13 protein-coding genes and 1 tRNA gene are annotated in these 16,384 nt (G+C 54.7%); 8 read left to right on the top strand and 6 right to left on the bottom strand.

Translation table 11 applies throughout. The features are described from left to right. The 5 genes from BUB62_RS02430 to BUB62_RS02410 form a co-directional block, all read right to left on the bottom strand. Positions 1–1,062, bottom strand: a complete 1,062-nt coding sequence (locus tag BUB62_RS02430; protein ID WP_073105645.1) for a DUF262 domain-containing protein — start codon at positions 1,060–1,062, stop codon at positions 1–3. A 15-nt stretch (positions 1,063–1,077) separates the two neighbouring features. After that, the gene (locus BUB62_RS02425) at positions 1,078–2,184 is read right to left on the bottom strand and encodes a phosphoadenosine phosphosulfate reductase family protein (protein WP_073105642.1); all 1,107 of its coding nucleotides are present in this window, start codon (positions 2,182–2,184) and stop codon (positions 1,078–1,080) included. Next, positions 2,174–5,416, bottom strand: a complete 3,243-nt coding sequence (locus BUB62_RS02420) for a P-loop NTPase fold protein (RefSeq protein WP_073105639.1) — start codon at positions 5,414–5,416, stop codon at positions 2,174–2,176. Before BUB62_RS02420 ends, BUB62_RS02425 begins: the two co-directional genes overlap by 11 nt. Continuing rightward, positions 5,400–6,302: a DUF4007 family protein gene (locus BUB62_RS02415; protein ID WP_073105637.1), complete on the bottom strand. Its 903-nt coding sequence runs from the start codon at positions 6,300–6,302 to the stop codon at positions 5,400–5,402. Before BUB62_RS02415 ends, BUB62_RS02420 begins: the two co-directional genes overlap by 17 nt. A gap of 296 nt (positions 6,303–6,598) precedes the next feature. After that, positions 6,599–6,671 (bottom strand) — tRNA-Phe (locus tag BUB62_RS02410). Between the two features lie 166 nt (positions 6,672–6,837). Between BUB62_RS02410 and BUB62_RS02405 the strand changes: the two genes are divergently transcribed. The 5 genes from BUB62_RS02405 to BUB62_RS02385 all read left to right on the top strand — a co-directional run bounded on the left by BUB62_RS02405 (position 6,838) and on the right by BUB62_RS02385 (position 12,874). Next, positions 6,838–8,241, top strand: a complete 1,404-nt coding sequence (locus BUB62_RS02405; RefSeq protein ID WP_073105634.1) for a 4Fe-4S dicluster domain-containing protein — start codon at positions 6,838–6,840, stop codon at positions 8,239–8,241. A gap of 114 nt (positions 8,242–8,355) precedes the next feature. Further along, on the top strand, positions 8,356–9,213 hold the full coding sequence (locus tag BUB62_RS02400; RefSeq protein WP_073105632.1) for a (Fe-S)-binding protein: 858 nt from the start codon (positions 8,356–8,358) through the stop codon (positions 9,211–9,213). A gap of 129 nt (positions 9,214–9,342) precedes the next feature. Then, the gene (locus tag BUB62_RS02395; RefSeq protein WP_073105629.1) at positions 9,343–9,867 is read left to right on the top strand and encodes a hypothetical protein; all 525 of its coding nucleotides are present in this window, start codon (positions 9,343–9,345) and stop codon (positions 9,865–9,867) included. A 73-nt stretch (positions 9,868–9,940) separates the two neighbouring features. Further along, the gene (locus tag BUB62_RS02390; RefSeq protein ID WP_073105627.1) at positions 9,941–11,869 is read left to right on the top strand and encodes a CHU_0125 family OmpA-like outer membrane integrity protein; all 1,929 of its coding nucleotides are present in this window, start codon (positions 9,941–9,943) and stop codon (positions 11,867–11,869) included. A gap of 207 nt (positions 11,870–12,076) precedes the next feature. After that, positions 12,077–12,874, top strand: a complete 798-nt coding sequence (locus BUB62_RS02385; RefSeq protein ID WP_143163989.1) for a proline and serine-rich protein 1 family protein — start codon at positions 12,077–12,079, stop codon at positions 12,872–12,874. 158 nt (positions 12,875–13,032) lie between these two features. Here the strand turns inward: BUB62_RS02385 and BUB62_RS02380 are convergent, their stop codons facing one another. Then, entirely contained in the window at positions 13,033–13,509 is a 477-nt protein-coding gene (locus BUB62_RS02380; RefSeq protein WP_073105623.1) for a DUF4293 domain-containing protein, read from the bottom strand. A 91-nt stretch (positions 13,510–13,600) separates the two neighbouring features. Here BUB62_RS02380 and BUB62_RS02375 point away from each other — a divergent pair, with 91 nt between their 5' ends. From BUB62_RS02375 to truA, 3 genes are all read left to right on the top strand, one after another. Next, positions 13,601–14,803 carry a thiolase family protein gene (locus BUB62_RS02375; RefSeq protein WP_073105621.1) on the top strand — a complete coding sequence of 401 codons (1,203 nt, stop codon included), beginning with the start codon at positions 13,601–13,603 and terminating at the stop codon, positions 14,801–14,803. 4 nt (positions 14,804–14,807) lie between these two features. Continuing rightward, positions 14,808–15,368 (top strand): GNAT family N-acetyltransferase, encoded by a 561-nt coding sequence (locus tag BUB62_RS02370; protein ID WP_084538758.1) that lies wholly within the window; start codon positions 14,808–14,810, stop codon positions 15,366–15,368. A 104-nt stretch (positions 15,369–15,472) separates the two neighbouring features. Beyond that, a complete protein-coding gene (truA, locus tag BUB62_RS02365) occupies positions 15,473–16,270 on the top strand; it encodes a tRNA pseudouridine(38-40) synthase TruA (RefSeq protein ID WP_073105619.1) in 798 nt (265 codons plus the stop codon). Positions 16,271–16,384 lie beyond the last annotated feature (114 nt).

The raw sequence follows: 16,384 nt of genomic DNA, 5'->3' as shown, positions 1-16,384 counted from the left end.
TTAGAAAATGAGGTGCGATTTGAACTCAGCCTGAAAAGCAGCGTTTCTTGTATTAAGATTGCCTGATCGAGCACCCTCAGTCTTGAAAGCTGTTACATAATCATACATCCTCTGATTGTATGCAGAAACAGGGCTTGTTCTCAGGAGTGCCTTCGGGTTTGAGTGATTGAGGAGACGGTCTTTCTCAAATTTTGAATAGGCAAGCCCTAAACCAACTTCATCAATATCTTTCAGCTGCTTATTTCTCAGATTCTGATATAGAAACCAGAACATATCAGTGAAAGCCCACTTGTTCTTTAACTTTTTCGTACTATTATCATTAATCCTTTTCATCCATTTTAAGACAGTGTTTGTGTCTTTAATATAATGATCAGGGAAAGTGTGCTTGCCGGCATTATATAACTCAAGTATAATATTTGCTTTTAGATCATGCTTGTTGCTGTAGTAAATCAAGGCAAGAGCATGAGCAAGATGATCTTGCCTGGTAAATCTAGACTCGTTTATACTCGATGTGTCAAAAAATTTATGATTTAAAACAAAATTATCTATTTGTATGCCGATGCTGCTTATAATAGAGTTCCTTTTTTCAGCTTGATTAAGAGGGCTGCCAAGTTGCAATCTCCCAAAAAGAGTCCGAATCTGGGCCTCGGTTGCTCCGTGAATCAGAGCAACCGTAACTTTATAGTTGTCAAAAATGTCCGCATAAATTTTGTGTTTACATACTAGGTCTTGATAAGCAAGATTTTGTAAGTCATCTGATTCGATTTTGGAAAGTTTAACGCCTGCTTCTTCTCTACCGGATAAAGGGAATTTATTGCTTTTGAATAGGTGCATTGCATCAAGGCGTTGCTGCCCATCTGCAACTTCATATTTAAAGGGACCTACTTCATTCACTCTCAAGTAAAGTTTAGGCAGGTCTACTCCTCTCAATATAGAATCTATCAATAATTGTTTTTTAAATGGCGGCCAAACTTGACCTCGTTGATATTTAGGTTGATCGTTAATATCAGATTTCTTAGATAGAAGGTCATTGATTGACCACTCTTCAACTTCAATTTTCATTGTTGTGATTTTGATTTATATAAAACATGATGCACACCCTACTTCCTCTTCATCATCAAGGATGTCAAGGAGATAGATGCTTTCAGGTGTTTTCTTGTTTTTCTGCTTGGCGAGTGCGTCAAGCTTAATCTGGCGGACTCTGTCTGGCTTAATAAGGTCTGAGAGAGATTCTTCCATCCACGTATAGCCGTCCCGCTCATAGTCCATCGCCTTCAAGAAGAGCTCGTTATGTTGTTCGTATAACCAAACCCACTCTATTTTCTGCTGAAAGAAGCAAAAGTAGCATCCGGAGCGGCTACGGGCATACTCGCCTTGTTCGCCATCTACTTCAAATACTATTTTCTCATAATACGCTGGCACACCTACACCGCTCTCGCGCAGAATGCGAAAAATATCGTCGCGTACTAGCACCTCGTCATTATTTAGAAGTGCGAAGTCTTCCGCTAGTGCCAAAGGATACGTGGTATCCCGTAGCATTGTAAAAACAGCCTTGTTGAATAGCACCGTGTCGGCATCTAGTAAGGCATTCAGCTTCTGAGTCTGAGGGAAACTTCGGGAAATAGGCGTTTGTGCCAACTGAAGTAAACGGGCGTGCTTATCAGTCTGGACCAATCCTTCATAAGCCTTTATCAAGCGTGGCAGAGCGGAAGCATTCAATACTTTTTGCACCACATCTTCGCTCCATATGTTCCTGCGAAAAGGAAAGACGGATTGTACGTTAGGTTTATGCGAGATATAGCCTTCCCGGTCTTCATCGCCTCGGATGCCCACGTAGGACACTACAGGATCATCGCCGATAAATGCCTCAAAGGGTTCTAGCTTCAACTTCTTAGTGCACCAGCGGGCACTAGAAGACGGCAAATAGCCACCATATGCCTGAACGAAGTGGTCAAAGGAATCTTCTGGGCTATCTGTTATCGCGTTTACATGGGTGATTTTCTTCCCTAGATAGTTCTCCAGCTTGCTGATGAGATTGTACGTCTCGTCCAGCTCCTTGCCCGTGTCGCAGAAGTAGTATTCTATATCTAATTCGGGGTGCGTCTTCTTGAGATAGATAGCCAGGGCAGCACTGTCTTTGCCTCCCGAAATACCTAGCACATGCCGCAGAGGCTTATTCTCCATTTTCTAATTGCTCCTTTAGTAGCCTAGCTAAAACAATCAGGCTACGCTGTTTGTCGTCGCCTAGCAACTTACGAATATCTGCTTCCAATTCGGCGTCCTTCACACTAAGCTGCTTGGGGCGGCGGATGATACGGGCCTGTTCCTTATCGCCGAAGGTGGAAATTCCCAAACGAAACACTTCTTCCTTGTCGGCATCAATCACCATACTTGAAAGCTCGCTCAGGTTGTCGAGCTCTGCTACATGCTTTTGGAAATGATGTTGAAACACCAACTCATCCTTGTCTTCAAAGTTTTGCAGGCTCTTACCGAGTAGGCTATTCGCAATCGAGTTCAACCAGGCTTCCCGATCATCCAGTTTCGACATGAGCCGATCCTGAAATGACTTCTGTTCTTCACTCAACTGGTAAGGAGCAAGGCGCTGGAAACGCTCGCGCATGGCACGCTGGTACAGTTCGAACTCTGGAGCAGTGCCCGCCACATTGTGCGCAATGAAAGTCTCTAATCGTTGCAAAAGGGACGAGTAAGCATTCCGTAGCTGCTCAATAGTGCTCTGCAGTGTACGGATGTATCGTTCTCTAAGAGCAGCATCCTGCTGCAACTCAGGGACGTGGAAGCGGAGTGCACTAGGGAACGTCTCGAAGAAAGCGGCTTCTGGGTCTTTTGACTTAGAAATAGCTTCGCGCAAGCGTTTCGCCTCCGGCGACAATTTTTGCGTGTTGCGTGTGTAAGCTGGTAGCTTCTTATAGAACGTCAAGAAAGGCTTAATCGATTCTATGAATGCACTGTTGGAGGTGCGGTCAGCTGGCCCAAGTTGCAGTAATTCCCGATAGTCATTGAACAGTGCCAGCTTCTCCCGAACCAAAGCAAAAGCCTTCACATAATACTGGCTAGGGCTTTTGGTAAACAAGTCGACTACAGAAGCATTCAACTCGGGTATGTACCTGCCTTGCTCACCATACAGCGCAAAATCGTGACGCTTGATAAACAAGAAAACCGGTACCCAAAAATCAACAAAACCCTGCTTGAGCTTGAACGGTTTGCTCAAGAGAATTTGCATCAGATCAGAGATCGGTAGCTTACCTTCCTGAGACTGCTGCAGGAAAACTTCGCATTCATCCCACAACCGTGCAAAAGAGGCATTGGCAGGGGGGGTGAGAGTGTACTCGCCATTTACAATTTGGTGCATCTCTGTTGCCTTCAACAACGAGAGGTAAATCGTCTTCTCAGGCGGGTAGTTGGTCGCTGGGAAGAGAAGGTCATGCTCCTGCCAGTTATCGTATAGAGCCCGAATAAAGCTTTTGCGCGCTGTGAGAATCGGAGTGGATAGCTTAGTCCTATTGACCAGTTCACTTAGGTAACGCGGAGTGTCCGGATACACAGTAGCTGCTATATCCGATAAGCACCGATTAAATCCTCGGCGACCTTGGAAGCGCGTGTCTACATCACCGTTGAAAAACCAGGTGATGTGCCCGTCGGGTTGGTAAAGACTATCCAGTACGTAATGATTAAGTAGGCCCTTCTGATGCTCCAGAATGCCCCTCAATTCTCTACTAGCCACCCTATCGTTTATATTCAGTTCAAGAACCTTCTGAACCTTGTCAATCTCCCGGATTAGCTTCTTGATTTCACCCGAACGATGATAGATGCCATACAAAATGGCGTCCTGCCGGTTACCGACCAGTTCTTGAAGCTTTTTGTTAGTTAAGGTATCGGAGAAAATCAGGTTCACGTAGCCATCAATTTCCCCTTGCGGCTGCTCCAGTAGAGGGTGCTCCGTCATTACGATTTTGAAGATTCGGGGCGTCCCAACTTCAAAAGAGATGCGTTTGGCAGCGACGTATGGGAAAGAGAAGAAGGTGCTGAGACGAGTAGCTACATCCGTTACTTGCTCTACTAAGCTGCCGGCCTCGTCAATGGCCAACTCTATATCGAGGTCAGTTCCAGCAAATAGAACATAACTCTTCTTGTAGTCTACAAACCGGATCAGCTTACGCCTAGTGAGCACGGTCAATATAGGTTCAGCATTGGGTATGCTTAAGCTGAGTCGGGCATAAGTAGTGAGGAAGTCTGAGTCTAACTCAGCACCAGCTGGCGCGAAAAGAGATAGGAGACCTATGGTCTTAACTAGCTTACGTGCGGCATCTAGGCCGGCTTTTTCATGGAAGCCAGCCTCTAGCAAGTCCAAAGTTTCCTTTATGCTGGCCCAATGTGCCGCATGTGGATTATGGCGCGAGGACAGCAGCGAGTAATAGTGGTAAAGTAGGTAGTCGTATACACTACTAACACCATAGTAGGTGCCATCGGCTGGATGATCCTGAAGACCTAAGTAGTCATCTGAGCGTAGAAAGGAAAACAGTGACCGTTCGTTTTGCCCGTAACGCTGCAGGGCCAACACCATCACAGCAGCTGAGAGTATGTCTAGCGGCCATACGTCCCGTTGTACCTCGGGAGTGAAGTAATCATGCAGCGGAAACGCCTTCGCGGCGCTAATGGCCTCAAAAAGCTGCTGGTTGAGTGACAGGTCAGCCTTTGACTCCTGAGAAGTAGCTAGTTGCTGAGCCGCTAGATAGAGTAGCTGCTCTACCGGTTCGTTGAAAGGCAACTCTTTCAAACGTCCTTTCACCTTCGCCCACTCCTGCTGTTGGGTACGACTTAACGCGAAGCCATAATTGCTGAAGTCTTGGTGGACGGTAGTTAGTAAGAGAATTTCCTTGGAAGAGTCGTTGATATACTCTGCTAGCTCCTGGATGAAGTAAAGTTCTTCGTCAGGGTTCTCATTGGCGGCGTACTCTAGAAACTTACCGAACTCGTCGATTACTAAAACCAATGCTGTTTGCTTGGCAGCAAGGTTATGGTACTCTTTGTCAAGGGCATTAATTACAGCCTTTGAGTTTGCTTCAGCATTGCCATCAGGCATAAAGCGTTGGGCCAAGGTCTCTTTTAGGGAGGCATATTGACCAACATAGTGCTCAAACTTAAAAGCGGCTACATTCTTAAAACCGACTTCTGATTGGAAGTAGGTTTTCTTGTTCATTAAGGTTTGCTCGAAAGCCCACAGGAAGGCCGACTTACCCGTGCCGTAAGCACCTACTATATTGAAGCAGTGGGTGCCAGATAGGTAGTTGTTGACAAGTTGCCCAAAAACAGCCTTCGCATTGGGCGTAGGCAAGTAGGAAAGCTCATGAGTTGCATCCCGAACGATATTGACAGAAGGACTAAACCGTTTGGCCATAATATTCTTGCATGACCTCTGCGAGTTGCACTCGGTCTTTTTTGATTGTTAAAACCCGGTTGCCAGCTGTGCTGGAATAAACAATGTCTTTTGGGTAACGCTCTATCATCTCTTCGATCTTGTAATAGAGGCCTTTTTCATTCAGCGCAAACACTAACCCCGGTGAATTAGGAGCAGCCTCCAAGTCCCGGAAGCTGATAACTTCACCCCAGGTAGGGTTGTCCAGAATAATCATTAGGACAACCTGCCAGGGTATGTCGTTACGCTCTTGATTTTCTAGCCGGTACCATTCAATGGAAGTTTCCTTGTTGTCTACCCTCTCCGTAGTACGGTCAACGCTGAGTAGCGAGAGGTCCTGCAGGAGGCCCGTTGAATCTTCTTCCACATCAGGCTTGCTTCGATTACTAGCGGAATAGCTTCGCACGAATACTGTGATGTCAGTATCTAGCGTGTTGTCGTTGACCAGAGGGGCCCCCACCTCCTCACACTTGCGGACCACGAATTGCTGCAGATGCTTCCGGCTAAAGCCAAAGCTCTCTTTTCGCAATTCGTTAAAAACTATACTGTAAAGCGAAGCCCTATTCGTCTTGACTAACAGATAATGCAGGTAGTAAAGTGTCGCATTGTCTTCAATATAAGGGTCATATCCTTCGTCGGTAGAAAGAAAGAGATGAGCTTCCTCCTGCAGGGTATCGCTTTCATCTGTTAAGCCAAAGGAGCGAAGCCAGTAGCGAATAGCCGTGACCATGTTCTTGCCTACGCCAAGCTTTACGACTGCATCCGCATCGGTGAAGCTATGCCCAGTGTTTAAGAAATCATAGCCTTTTTTCAGCCAACTGTGCTTACACGTAAACGTATCGTGTCCACTGAATATTAGGCGCTCCATATCAACAGCAGGGTTACTAAAGGAATTTTTCTGCTAAGGTAGCCTACACAAAGAGGGGCTCAAACAAGCGTCGGAATAAAGGCTTAAATTCCTTGAGAGCAGAAATAGTGAAGGCTTGATAGGTACTCAAATAGGAGAGGGCGTAAGGCAACAGCCCCTGGTACATGCTTCCCAAATGACTTCGTAGTCCTTTAGTATCGCATATAACAGATGCATATAGGCAACGCCCCACATACCCCAATTCATGCCCCAAACAACAAAAAAGCCCTTCCGCGTGCTGCAGAAGGGCTTTTTAGTGGTAATGATTGGAATCGAACCAACGACACCAGCATTTTCAGTGCTGTGCTCTACCAACTGAGCTACATTACCAGCTCTTGGTATTCCCCGCGGGCCTTTTGGCCATTGGGGAGCACAAAAGTAGTAAACCCAATCGGACCTGCAAGGCTTCCGGTAAAAAAATCTTTCCGCAGAAAACCCGTAAATTATTATGCATACCGAGTATATTTCGGTCTGATTCCCAAACCTACCCACTGCTGTGCACTTCTCCATCCAAAACCTGCTGTTTCTGTTGGTTGCCATCGCGGGCTTCGGCCTGTTCGTGTGGCAGGCCCGGAAAGTTCGGGCCAATATCCTCGTCGGGCGCGACCGGGATATGTCCGGCAACGTGAGCGAACGGCTCAACAAAACCCTGCTCGTAGCCTTCGGCCAGCAGAAAATGTTCAAGCGCATCACGCCGGCTTTGCTGCATATGGTGGTGTATGTGGGCTTTCTGGTCATCAACATCGAGGTCATCGAAATCATGATTGACGGCATCTTTGGCACCCACCGGGCCCTGAGTTTCCTCGGTCCGGTGTACGATGTGCTGATGGCGACCAACGAGATTCTCGGCGCACTGGTGATTATTGCGGTGGCCGCCTTCTGGTGGCGGCGCAATTCGAAGCCGCCGGTGAAGCGCTTTACCGGCCCCGAACTGCGGGCCTGGCCCAAGCTAGATGCCAACGTGATTCTTTATATAGAGGTGATTTTGATGGCGGCGCTGTTCACCATGAACACCGCCGACCTGAAGCTGCACCAGCTGGAAGGCGTGGATCTGCCGGGCACTTTCCCCATCAGCAGCCTGCTCACGGGCTTGTTTCCGGATAGCGTAACAGCTCTGCACGCGCTGGAGCGCGTGGGCTGGTGGGCGCACATCGTGGGCATCCTATGCTTTCTAAACTATCTGCCCAGCAGCAAGCACTTCCACATTATCCTGGCGTTTCCGAACGTGTGGTACTCACGGCTGGTGCCCCAGGGGCAGTTTTCGAACGTGGACAGCATTACCCATGAAGTGAAGGCCATGATGGACCCGACCTATGTGGTGCCGGCTCCGGCTACCAACCCCGACGGCTCGGCTATGGCGCCCACGCCTTTCGGGGCCAAGGACGTAGACGACCTGGCCTGGACCAACCTGCTCAACGCCTACTCCTGCACCGAGTGCGGCCGCTGCACCTCGGTGTGCCCCGCTAACCTGACGGGCAAGCTGCTCTCGCCGCGCAAAATCATCATGGATACGCGTGACCGGGTGGAGGAGAAGTACAACTCGCCGCTGATTTTCCAGCCTAACCTGTACGGCGCCGAAGCCAAGCACGCCGAGCAGGAAGTGCTTGATAAAGAAAATCATACGCTGCTGCGCGGCTACGTGACGCCCGAAGAACTGTGGGCCTGCACCACCTGCAATGCCTGCGTGGAAGCCTGCCCCGTGAACATCAACCCGCTGGAAAGCATTATCGAGATGCGCCGCTTCCTGGTGCTGGAAGAGTCGGCCGCGCCGAACTCGCTGAACGTGATGTTCTCCAACATCGAAAACAACGGCGCCCCGTGGGCCTTCTCGCCCTCCGACCGCTTCAACTGGGCCGATGACCTGTACGTGACGGAGAAGGAGACAGGAGTTAGGAGCTAGAATGCTTCTGCTCGACTCCTGTGCCACCTTTGCTCCTATCTTCTAACTCCTGACTTCTAGCTTCCCAAAAATATGGCTGAGCAACTTGCCAAGCGACCCATCAATGTCCCCCTCATGTCCAACCTGGCGGCGGCTGGGGAGGAGCCCGAAATCCTGTTTTGGGTGGGCTGCGCCGGCGCTTTCGACGACCGCTACAAGCGCGTGACGCGGGCCTTCGTGCAGATTCTGGAGCACGTGGGCGTGAAATACGCCGTGCTGGGCATGGAAGAAACCTGCACCGGCGACCCAGCCAAGCGCGCCGGCAACGAGTTCCTGTTTCAGATGCAGGCCATGCAGAACATCACCACCTTCGAGGGCTACGGCATCAAGAAGATTGTGACGGCCTGTCCGCACTGCTTCAACACCATTAAGAACGAGTACCCTGCGCTGGGTGGCAACTACGAAGTCATTCACCACAGCACTTTCCTACAGCAGCTCATCAACGAGGGCCGCGTGGGCGTGTCGGGCGGCGGCGAGTTCAAGGGCCAGCGCATCACCTTTCACGATTCCTGCTACCTGGGCCGTTCCAACAACATCTACGAAGCTCCCCGCGACGTGCTGGCCACCCTAGATGCTGACCTTGTAGAAATGAAGCGTAGCAAAGCCAACGGCCTGTGCTGCGGCGCTGGCGGTGCGCAGATGTGGAAAGAGCCCGAGCCCGGCAAAAAAGACATCAACGTGGAGCGCACCGAGGAAGCCCTGGCCACCCTCGACGGCAACGCGGCGGCCCTGGCCAACCTCAATGGCGTGGAAAGTGGCAACGCCGGCGCTACGCCCTCGGCCCGCACCGATCAGCGCGGCATCATCGCCGTATCGTGCCCGTTCTGCATGACCATGATGAGCGACGGCGTGAAGAACAAGGAGCGCGAATCCTCAGTGCAGGTTTTCGACATTGCTGAGCTGATTGCTACCGCTGAAGGCCTGAACGCCTAGCCGTCCTTTCAACCCACTGCAAACAGCCCCGGCCGGAACTTCTGGCCGGGGCTGTTTATTTTGTAGGAATTAGGAATCATCAGCCCGTTACACTCGCCCCAAGTTCCTAAGCAACCAAGACCCCAACCCATGTTTGTTCCTTTCGATCAATTACCAGATGCGGCCCGCATCTGGATTTATCAGGCCGGCCGCCCGCTCACGGCCGCCGAAATAGCCGCCGTACAGCCAGCCCTGGCGCAGTTTGCGGAGGCCTGGACCAGCCACGGCCGTACGTTGCAGGCTTCCGCGGCCATTCTGCATCGGCAGTTTCTGGTTATCGGTCTGAACGAAGCCGTGGCCGATGCCAGCGGCTGCTCCATCGATGCCTCGGTACGCTTTGTGCAGCAGGTAGAGCAGCAGTTGGGCGTGGAGCTGCTGGAAAAGTCGCGGCTGGCGTTTTTGGTGGGGGGAGAGGTGCGGCTGCTGGGCCGCCAGGAGTTGCGCCAGGCTGTAGCCGACGGAACGCTGACTCCTGAAACGCTCTATTTTGATAATACGATAGCCCAGCGCGGACAGCTGCAGCAGGCCTGGCCGGCCCCGGCCGCCACTACCTGGCTGGCTAAGTATTTTGCCGCCGAAGCAAAAAACCAGGACCCTAGCAGAAATCATAGGTAAACTTAGTATTATTGCTAGGCTCAAGTTGGCCGGATACAGCGCCTTCTCTGTATTTTATTCCACCCCACCACCCATGAGGAAATTACTATTTGTATGCGTTGCGGCGGGCTCCGCTGCCCTGCTGAACGGCTGCGCAGCTTCTGGCAGCCTGAGCAAAGCGGACAAGCGGTTTGCCCGCGGCGAGTATGAAACGGCCATTGAGCTTTACAAGGCGGACGTAGCCCACGGCAAAAACGTGGCAACCTCCAACTACCGGGTGGGAGAGGCCTACCGGCTCTCGAACCGCATTGAGCAGGCCGAGCCTTTCTACAAGGCCGCCATTGATGGGGGAGTGAAGGCCGGCGAAGCCCCGTTCTACTACGGGCTGGCTCTGAAAGCCAACGGCAAATTTGACGAGGCGGCTACCCAATTTGACAGCTACGCCCAGAGTGGGGCCAACCGCACGCTGGCCGCCCGCGCCGAGATGGAAGCCAAAAATGCCCGCGCCGGCAAGGACATCGTGGCCATGGTCACCAACAACGAAATCATGGCGCTGGATCAGGTGAACTCGCCTTCCTCCGATTTCAGCGCGACCATGATGCCGGAAACCAAGGAGCTGGTGTTTGCCTCGGGGCGCGAAGGCAAGAAGTACGCCGGCAACGGCGAAGGATTTAACGACCTGTACGCCATCAAATTTGATGATGCGGCCAAGATGACGGGCGGCACCGTGCGCAAGCTCGAGCCCCTGTTCAACAGCGACGACAAGCACGAAGCCAGCGCCACCTACTCGCCCGACGGTAAGATGGTGGTGTTTGCCCGCTCCAACAACGGCTCGAAGAAAGGCTACCTGAGCGTGGATCTGTGGTCGTCGTTTTACAAAAACGGCGTGTGGGAAGAGCCCAAGCTCATCAACATCAACGACCGGACCGCCGACGACTTCTCGCCGGTATTTGCTCCCGACGGCCAAACGCTGTATTTCGCTTCGGGCCGCAAGGGCGGGCTGGGCGGCATCGACCTGTATAAGGCCACGATGAGCCCCAACGGCCGCTTTTCGCCCGCCGAAAACCTGGGCGACCAGATCAACACGGCCGGCAACGACAACTTCCCGGCCGTGGCACCCGATGGCACGCTCTACTTCTCCTCCGACGGGCACGCTGGCCTCGGCAAGCTCGACATCTTTATGGTGGAGAAGGGCAAAGTGAAGAACCTGGGTGCGCCCATCAACAGCAACGGCGACGACTTTGCTCCCTACTTCACGGGCAAGGACATGGGCGTGTTTTCCTCGAACCGCGCCGGCGGCAAGGGCTCCGACGACCTGTACATGTTCCACAAAAAGCTGCTGAAGCTAGTCACGTTCTACGCCGATGGCACGCTGCTGGAGCGCAACGACAAGACCGGCGAAACCCTGCCCGTGGCCAACGAAACCGTGGCGCTGCTGAGCACTACCGGCCAGAAGCTGCAGGAAGTGACCACCGGCGCTGATGGCAAGTTCAGCATCAAGCTGGATTCAGCGGCCGCCAGCTACGGCCTGCTGGCCGACCGCGCCGGTTACTTCACGGCCCGCAACTCGGTGAGCACCATTGGCCGCAAGCCAACTCAGGACCAGCTGCCCAACGAGATGAACGACGTGCGCGTGCCCGTCACGCTCACGCTCACCAAGATTGTGAAGAACAAGGCCATTGTGGTCGAAAACATTTTCTACGATTACGACAAGGCTGATATCAGGCCCGACGCAGCTCTGGAGCTGGACAAGATGGTGCAGACGCTGGTGGACAACCCCAAAATCACCATCGAGCTAAGCTCGCACACCGACTCACGCGGCAAGGATGCCTATAACATGGCACTGTCGCAGAAGCGGGCACAGTCAGCCGTAGACTACATCATCAGCAAGGGCATCGACAAGAGCCGGATTACGGCCAAAGGCTACGGCGAAACCCGCCCCGTGCTGAAGGCCGCCAAAACCGAAGACGAATTCCAGCGCAACCGCCGTACGGAGTTCAAAGTGACCAAGATCGACGAATAGCCGCTAGCGGTAGCTCGATGGCTAAAAGGGCCTGCATTCACGGATGCAGGCCCTTTTTTGCTTGTTGGGGCCACGAAGGCAGAGTATCTGGCCGAAAGCGGGGGCGACGGGCTGGTGCGGGTCGTAAAGTTCCGATTGTGGCATAATCCTTGGCTTTGGCTGCCCGACGAGAGCTGCTGAATGGCTTTCGCGCCAGTTGCCATTGTCATGAAAAAAGCCCTACTTCTCAGCCTTACATTGCTGCTGCTGGCCGCCGGCCTGCGGGCCGCGCCGGCCAACGTCAATTTTGCCTCGGAGCGCGGCCTGCCGTTCCGGCTTATCTTCGATGGCCGCCCGCTCAGCCGCGGCACCACCCAGATTCACCTCGACCGTCTCGCGCCCGGTTACCACTGGGCCGAGTTTCTGCTGCCGACCCCCTACGGCCGGCCCTACAGCTTTCGCACCCGCGTATTCCTGGACCCCGGCCTGGAAACCAGCTTCGTGCTGATTACGCGCTCCGGCTACCCGCCCCAGCTGCGCAAAGTGGCCGCCGTGGCGCTGCGTTGCGGCCCCGGATACGGCGGCTACCAGCACGGCGGCCGTGAGGACGAGTATGAGCAGGACTACGGCTACCGCGACGAGGACCGCGACTTGCCTGCCGATGGCTACGGCGGCCCACCCGCCGGCGGCTCCGGCCCCTACGGCGACCCATACGGCGGGGCTGACCGCAACCGCGTGCTACGCCCGCAGGACGTAGACCAGCTGGCCGAAACCCTCAAACGTACCTCCTTCGACAGCAACCGCCTCAGCATCGCGAAGCAGGCGCTGGAGCAGTCCTATATTCAAGCCAACGACCTGAAACTGCTGCTGGCCAGCTTCGACTTTGAAACCTCGCGGGTGGAGCTGGCCAAATACGCTTACCCGCACGTAGCCGACCGGCAGAATTTCTACCGCTTGTATGATGCCTTCGACTTTCAGTCGAGCGTGCAGGAAGTGCAGCGGGCCGTGGGTGGTGGCCGGAATTGAGCGAGCTTTTAAAGCACAAAAAAGGCTTCCGTACGGCACGGAAGCCTTTTTTGTGAGTGTAAATGACAGCTCAAATGGCTAGCCAGGAGTAGCGCGGACCACAGACAACTAAACCCCAGAAGCTTGTGGTTTGCAGCTTAAAACTTGCGGCTTATAACCTAGCGCAGCCGGTCAATTGAGCGCACCAGCTGCTCGTCGCGGCGGATGAAGCGGTTGGCCAGCAGGTTCAGCATCAGGGCCAGGGTGGGCAGGTAGAAGCCGGCTTCGAAGGTGCCGGGGATTTTGATGTTGAGCATTTTCTCGCCTACTCCCGAAAAGTAGAAGCTCGCGCCGATGGTGGCCACGATGAGCAGGAAGTTGAGAATGCCCAATTTGAGCTGCAGGAAGCGGTTGCGGAACTGGAAAATCTCGAACAGCGCCACCGCCGCCGAGGCCACGGCCAGCACGGCAATGATGTAGGTAGGTGTGGGCACCGACATGCCCGCGTCGGCGTGGGCGTAGGTTAGCTTGGTGGCGGTGAGTACCAGTTCCTGGTTGCTGAGAGGGTCGAGCTTGCTCCACAGGGGCAGGAACAGCACGCTGAGCATGGCCAGCGCCAGCAGCAGCAGAAACACGCTTTGAATTCTTTGTATCATCTTTGTGGTTGAATCAGTTCGGCCCTGCCCGATTGGGTGGCAGGCGGGCAAAAGTAGCCAACAACGATCGGAATAACCGCATTTCAACCTAATGCAAACTGCTTATATCGTGGACGCCGTCCGCACTCCCATCGGCAAATTCGGGGGTGCCCTCAGCAGCGTGCGCCCCGACGACCTGGCCGCGCACGTGCTGCGCGAGTTGCTGCGCCGTAATCCTTCCCTGGATAAATCGGCCGTAGAAGACGTGATAATGGGCGCTGCCAACCAGGCCGGCGAAGACAACCGCAACGTGGCCCGTATGGCCGCGCTGCTGGCCGGGCTGCCCATCACGGTGCCCGGCATCACCGTAAACCGGCTCTGCGCTTCGGGCCTGCAGAGCATCATCGATGCTTCCCGCGCCATTCGGTGCGGCGAGGGCGACGTGTACCTCGCCGGTGGCTCCGAAAACATGACCCGCGCCCCGTTTGTGATGGCCAAGTCGGAAACGGCGTTTGGCCGCGAGCTGACGGCCCACGATACTACGTTGGGTTGGCGCTTCACCAACCACAAGCTCTCCAAGCTTCACCACCCCTACACGATGGGCGAAACGGCCGAGAACGTGGCCCGCAAATACGGCATCACGCGGCAGGAGCAGGATGAGTACGCCTTTCACTCGCAGCGCAAATACCAGCGGGCCCTGGAAAAAGGCCGTTTTCGCCGCGAAATCGTGCCTGTGTTCGTGCCCAATCCGAAGGGCGACACGGCTTTGTTTGATGCCGACGAGCCCCCGCGCTTATCTTCGATGGAGAAGCTGGCCAGCATTCGCCCCGCCTTTCTGCCCGTAGATGGCACCGTGACGGCCGGCAACTCGTCGGGCATCAACGACGGGGCCGCGGCCGTGCTGGTAGTGAGTGAGGAAGCCTTGAAGCGCTACAATCTGAAGCCGCTGGCCCGCATTATGGCCACGGCCGTGGCGGGCGTCGATCCGGCCCTGATGGGCATCGGGCCGGTGCCGGCCACTCAGAAAGCTCTGCAGCGCGCTGGCCTGACGGTGGCGGATCTGGACCTGATTGAGCTGAACGAAGCCTTTGCCTCCCAGACCATTGCCTGCCTGCGCGACCTGGATCTGAACCCGGAGAAAGTGAACGTGAACGGCGGCTCTATTGCCATTGGGCACCCGCTCGGGGCCAGCGGGGCCCGCATCACGGCTACCTTGATGCACGAGATGCAGCGCCGCGAAGGCGTGCGCTACGGCCTGGCCACGCTCTGCGTGGGCGTGGGGCAGGGCGCGGCCATGGTTTTTGAAAAGCTCTAGGCTGATGGCCGCGCCCATCGTCACCGATAACGCTTTGCGCCCCACGCTGGCGCTGCCGGTGGCGGGCGTGCGGCTGCGGCCCTGGCTGGCAACGGATGCGCCTGGTCTGGCCGCTCACGCCAACGACCGGGGCGTGTGGCTGAACTTACGGGACGTGTTTCCGCACCCCTACACGCTGGCCGACGCGCAGCAGTACATCAGCTTCGCGACGCGCCCGAAATCCCCGGATATTCATCTGGCTTTTGAAGTAGACGGCGCGGCGGTAGGCAGCATCAGTATCCTTTTTCAGACGGATGTTCACCACCGGAGCGCCGAAATCGGGTATTGGCTGGGGCGGGCGTACTGGGGGCGCGGCATTGCCACGGCGGCCGTGCGGGCGCTGTCGGACTATACATTTGCGCATTTTGATGTCTGTCGGCTCTATGCCTCCATCTTTGCCCGCAATGCCGGCTCGGCGCGGGTGCTGGAAAAGGCCGGCTACGCGCTTGAAGGCCGCTTACGCCAGAGCATCACCAAAGACGGTGAAACGCTGGACGCGCTGTTGTTCGCGTTGCTCAAAGTCTGAATGTTGAATTCTGAATTATGAATTGTCGCTGGTCCATCGGAGCAGAGGAATTCGTTGTTCTACTCAATTCAGAATTCTTAATTCCTAATTCAGAATTCCAACAAGTGAGGTATTTCCTTCATCTGGCCTACGACGGCACGCTTTACCACGGCTGGCAGGTGCAGCCCAACACGCTTACGGTGCAGCGGGAAGTGGAGCGCTGCCTGGCGCAGGTGCTGCGCCAGCCCATCAGCACGCTGGGCAGCGGCCGCACCGATACCGGCGTGCACGCCAGCCACCAGGTGATTCACTTTGATGCCGAGCTGCCCGCTGGGCTGGATGAGGCTACCGTGGTGTACCGCCTCAACCGTGCCCTGCCCAAGGATATTGCTACGCGCCTGCTGCACCCGGTGCCGGCCCGCGCCCACGCCCGCTTCGATGCCGAGGCCCGCACCTACGAGTACCACGTGCGCACCGTGCCCGACCCGTTCAGCGTGGGCCACAGCCTCTACCTCGACCGCCAACCCGACGTAGCGGCCATGAACGAAGCGGCGGCCAGTATGATTGGCTCCTTCGATTTTACCAGCTTCTCGAAGGTGAAGGGGGGCGAAAATCATTACGTCTGCACCTGCTACGAGGCGGGCTGGCACGAGGCACCGGGCGGGCTGGTGTTCCGCATCCGGGCCAACCGCTTTGTGCGCGGCATGGTGCGGCTGGTGGTGGGCACGCTGCTGGCCGTGGGTCGCGGCAAAATCACGCCCGCGGAGTTTAAAGCCATTTTATTGGCCCAGAACCGGGTAGATGCGGGCAGCGCCGCGCCGGCCCAAGGGCTGTTTCTGAGCCGCGTGGAGTATCCGGAAGGCTTGGTGCCCGAGACGGCCGCGCCGGTCGGAATGCCGTATTTTGCGGGACGGCCTCGTTGAGAGGCAGGCAACTTGGCGGGCTTTTATTGGTTATCCAGAACTGTCATGCTTCGACAAGCAGACGCCAGATCAAGCATGACAATACCCGTAACAAGCCCCGCTATTGAATAAGCC

Source organism: Hymenobacter daecheongensis DSM 21074, from assembly GCF_900141805.1.
In the GTDB taxonomy this organism is placed as follows: Bacteria; Bacteroidota; Bacteroidia; order Cytophagales; family Hymenobacteraceae; genus Hymenobacter; species Hymenobacter daecheongensis.
Note: the sequence above shows the minus strand (reverse complement) of the source record. Positions and strands in the feature narration are given on the sequence as shown.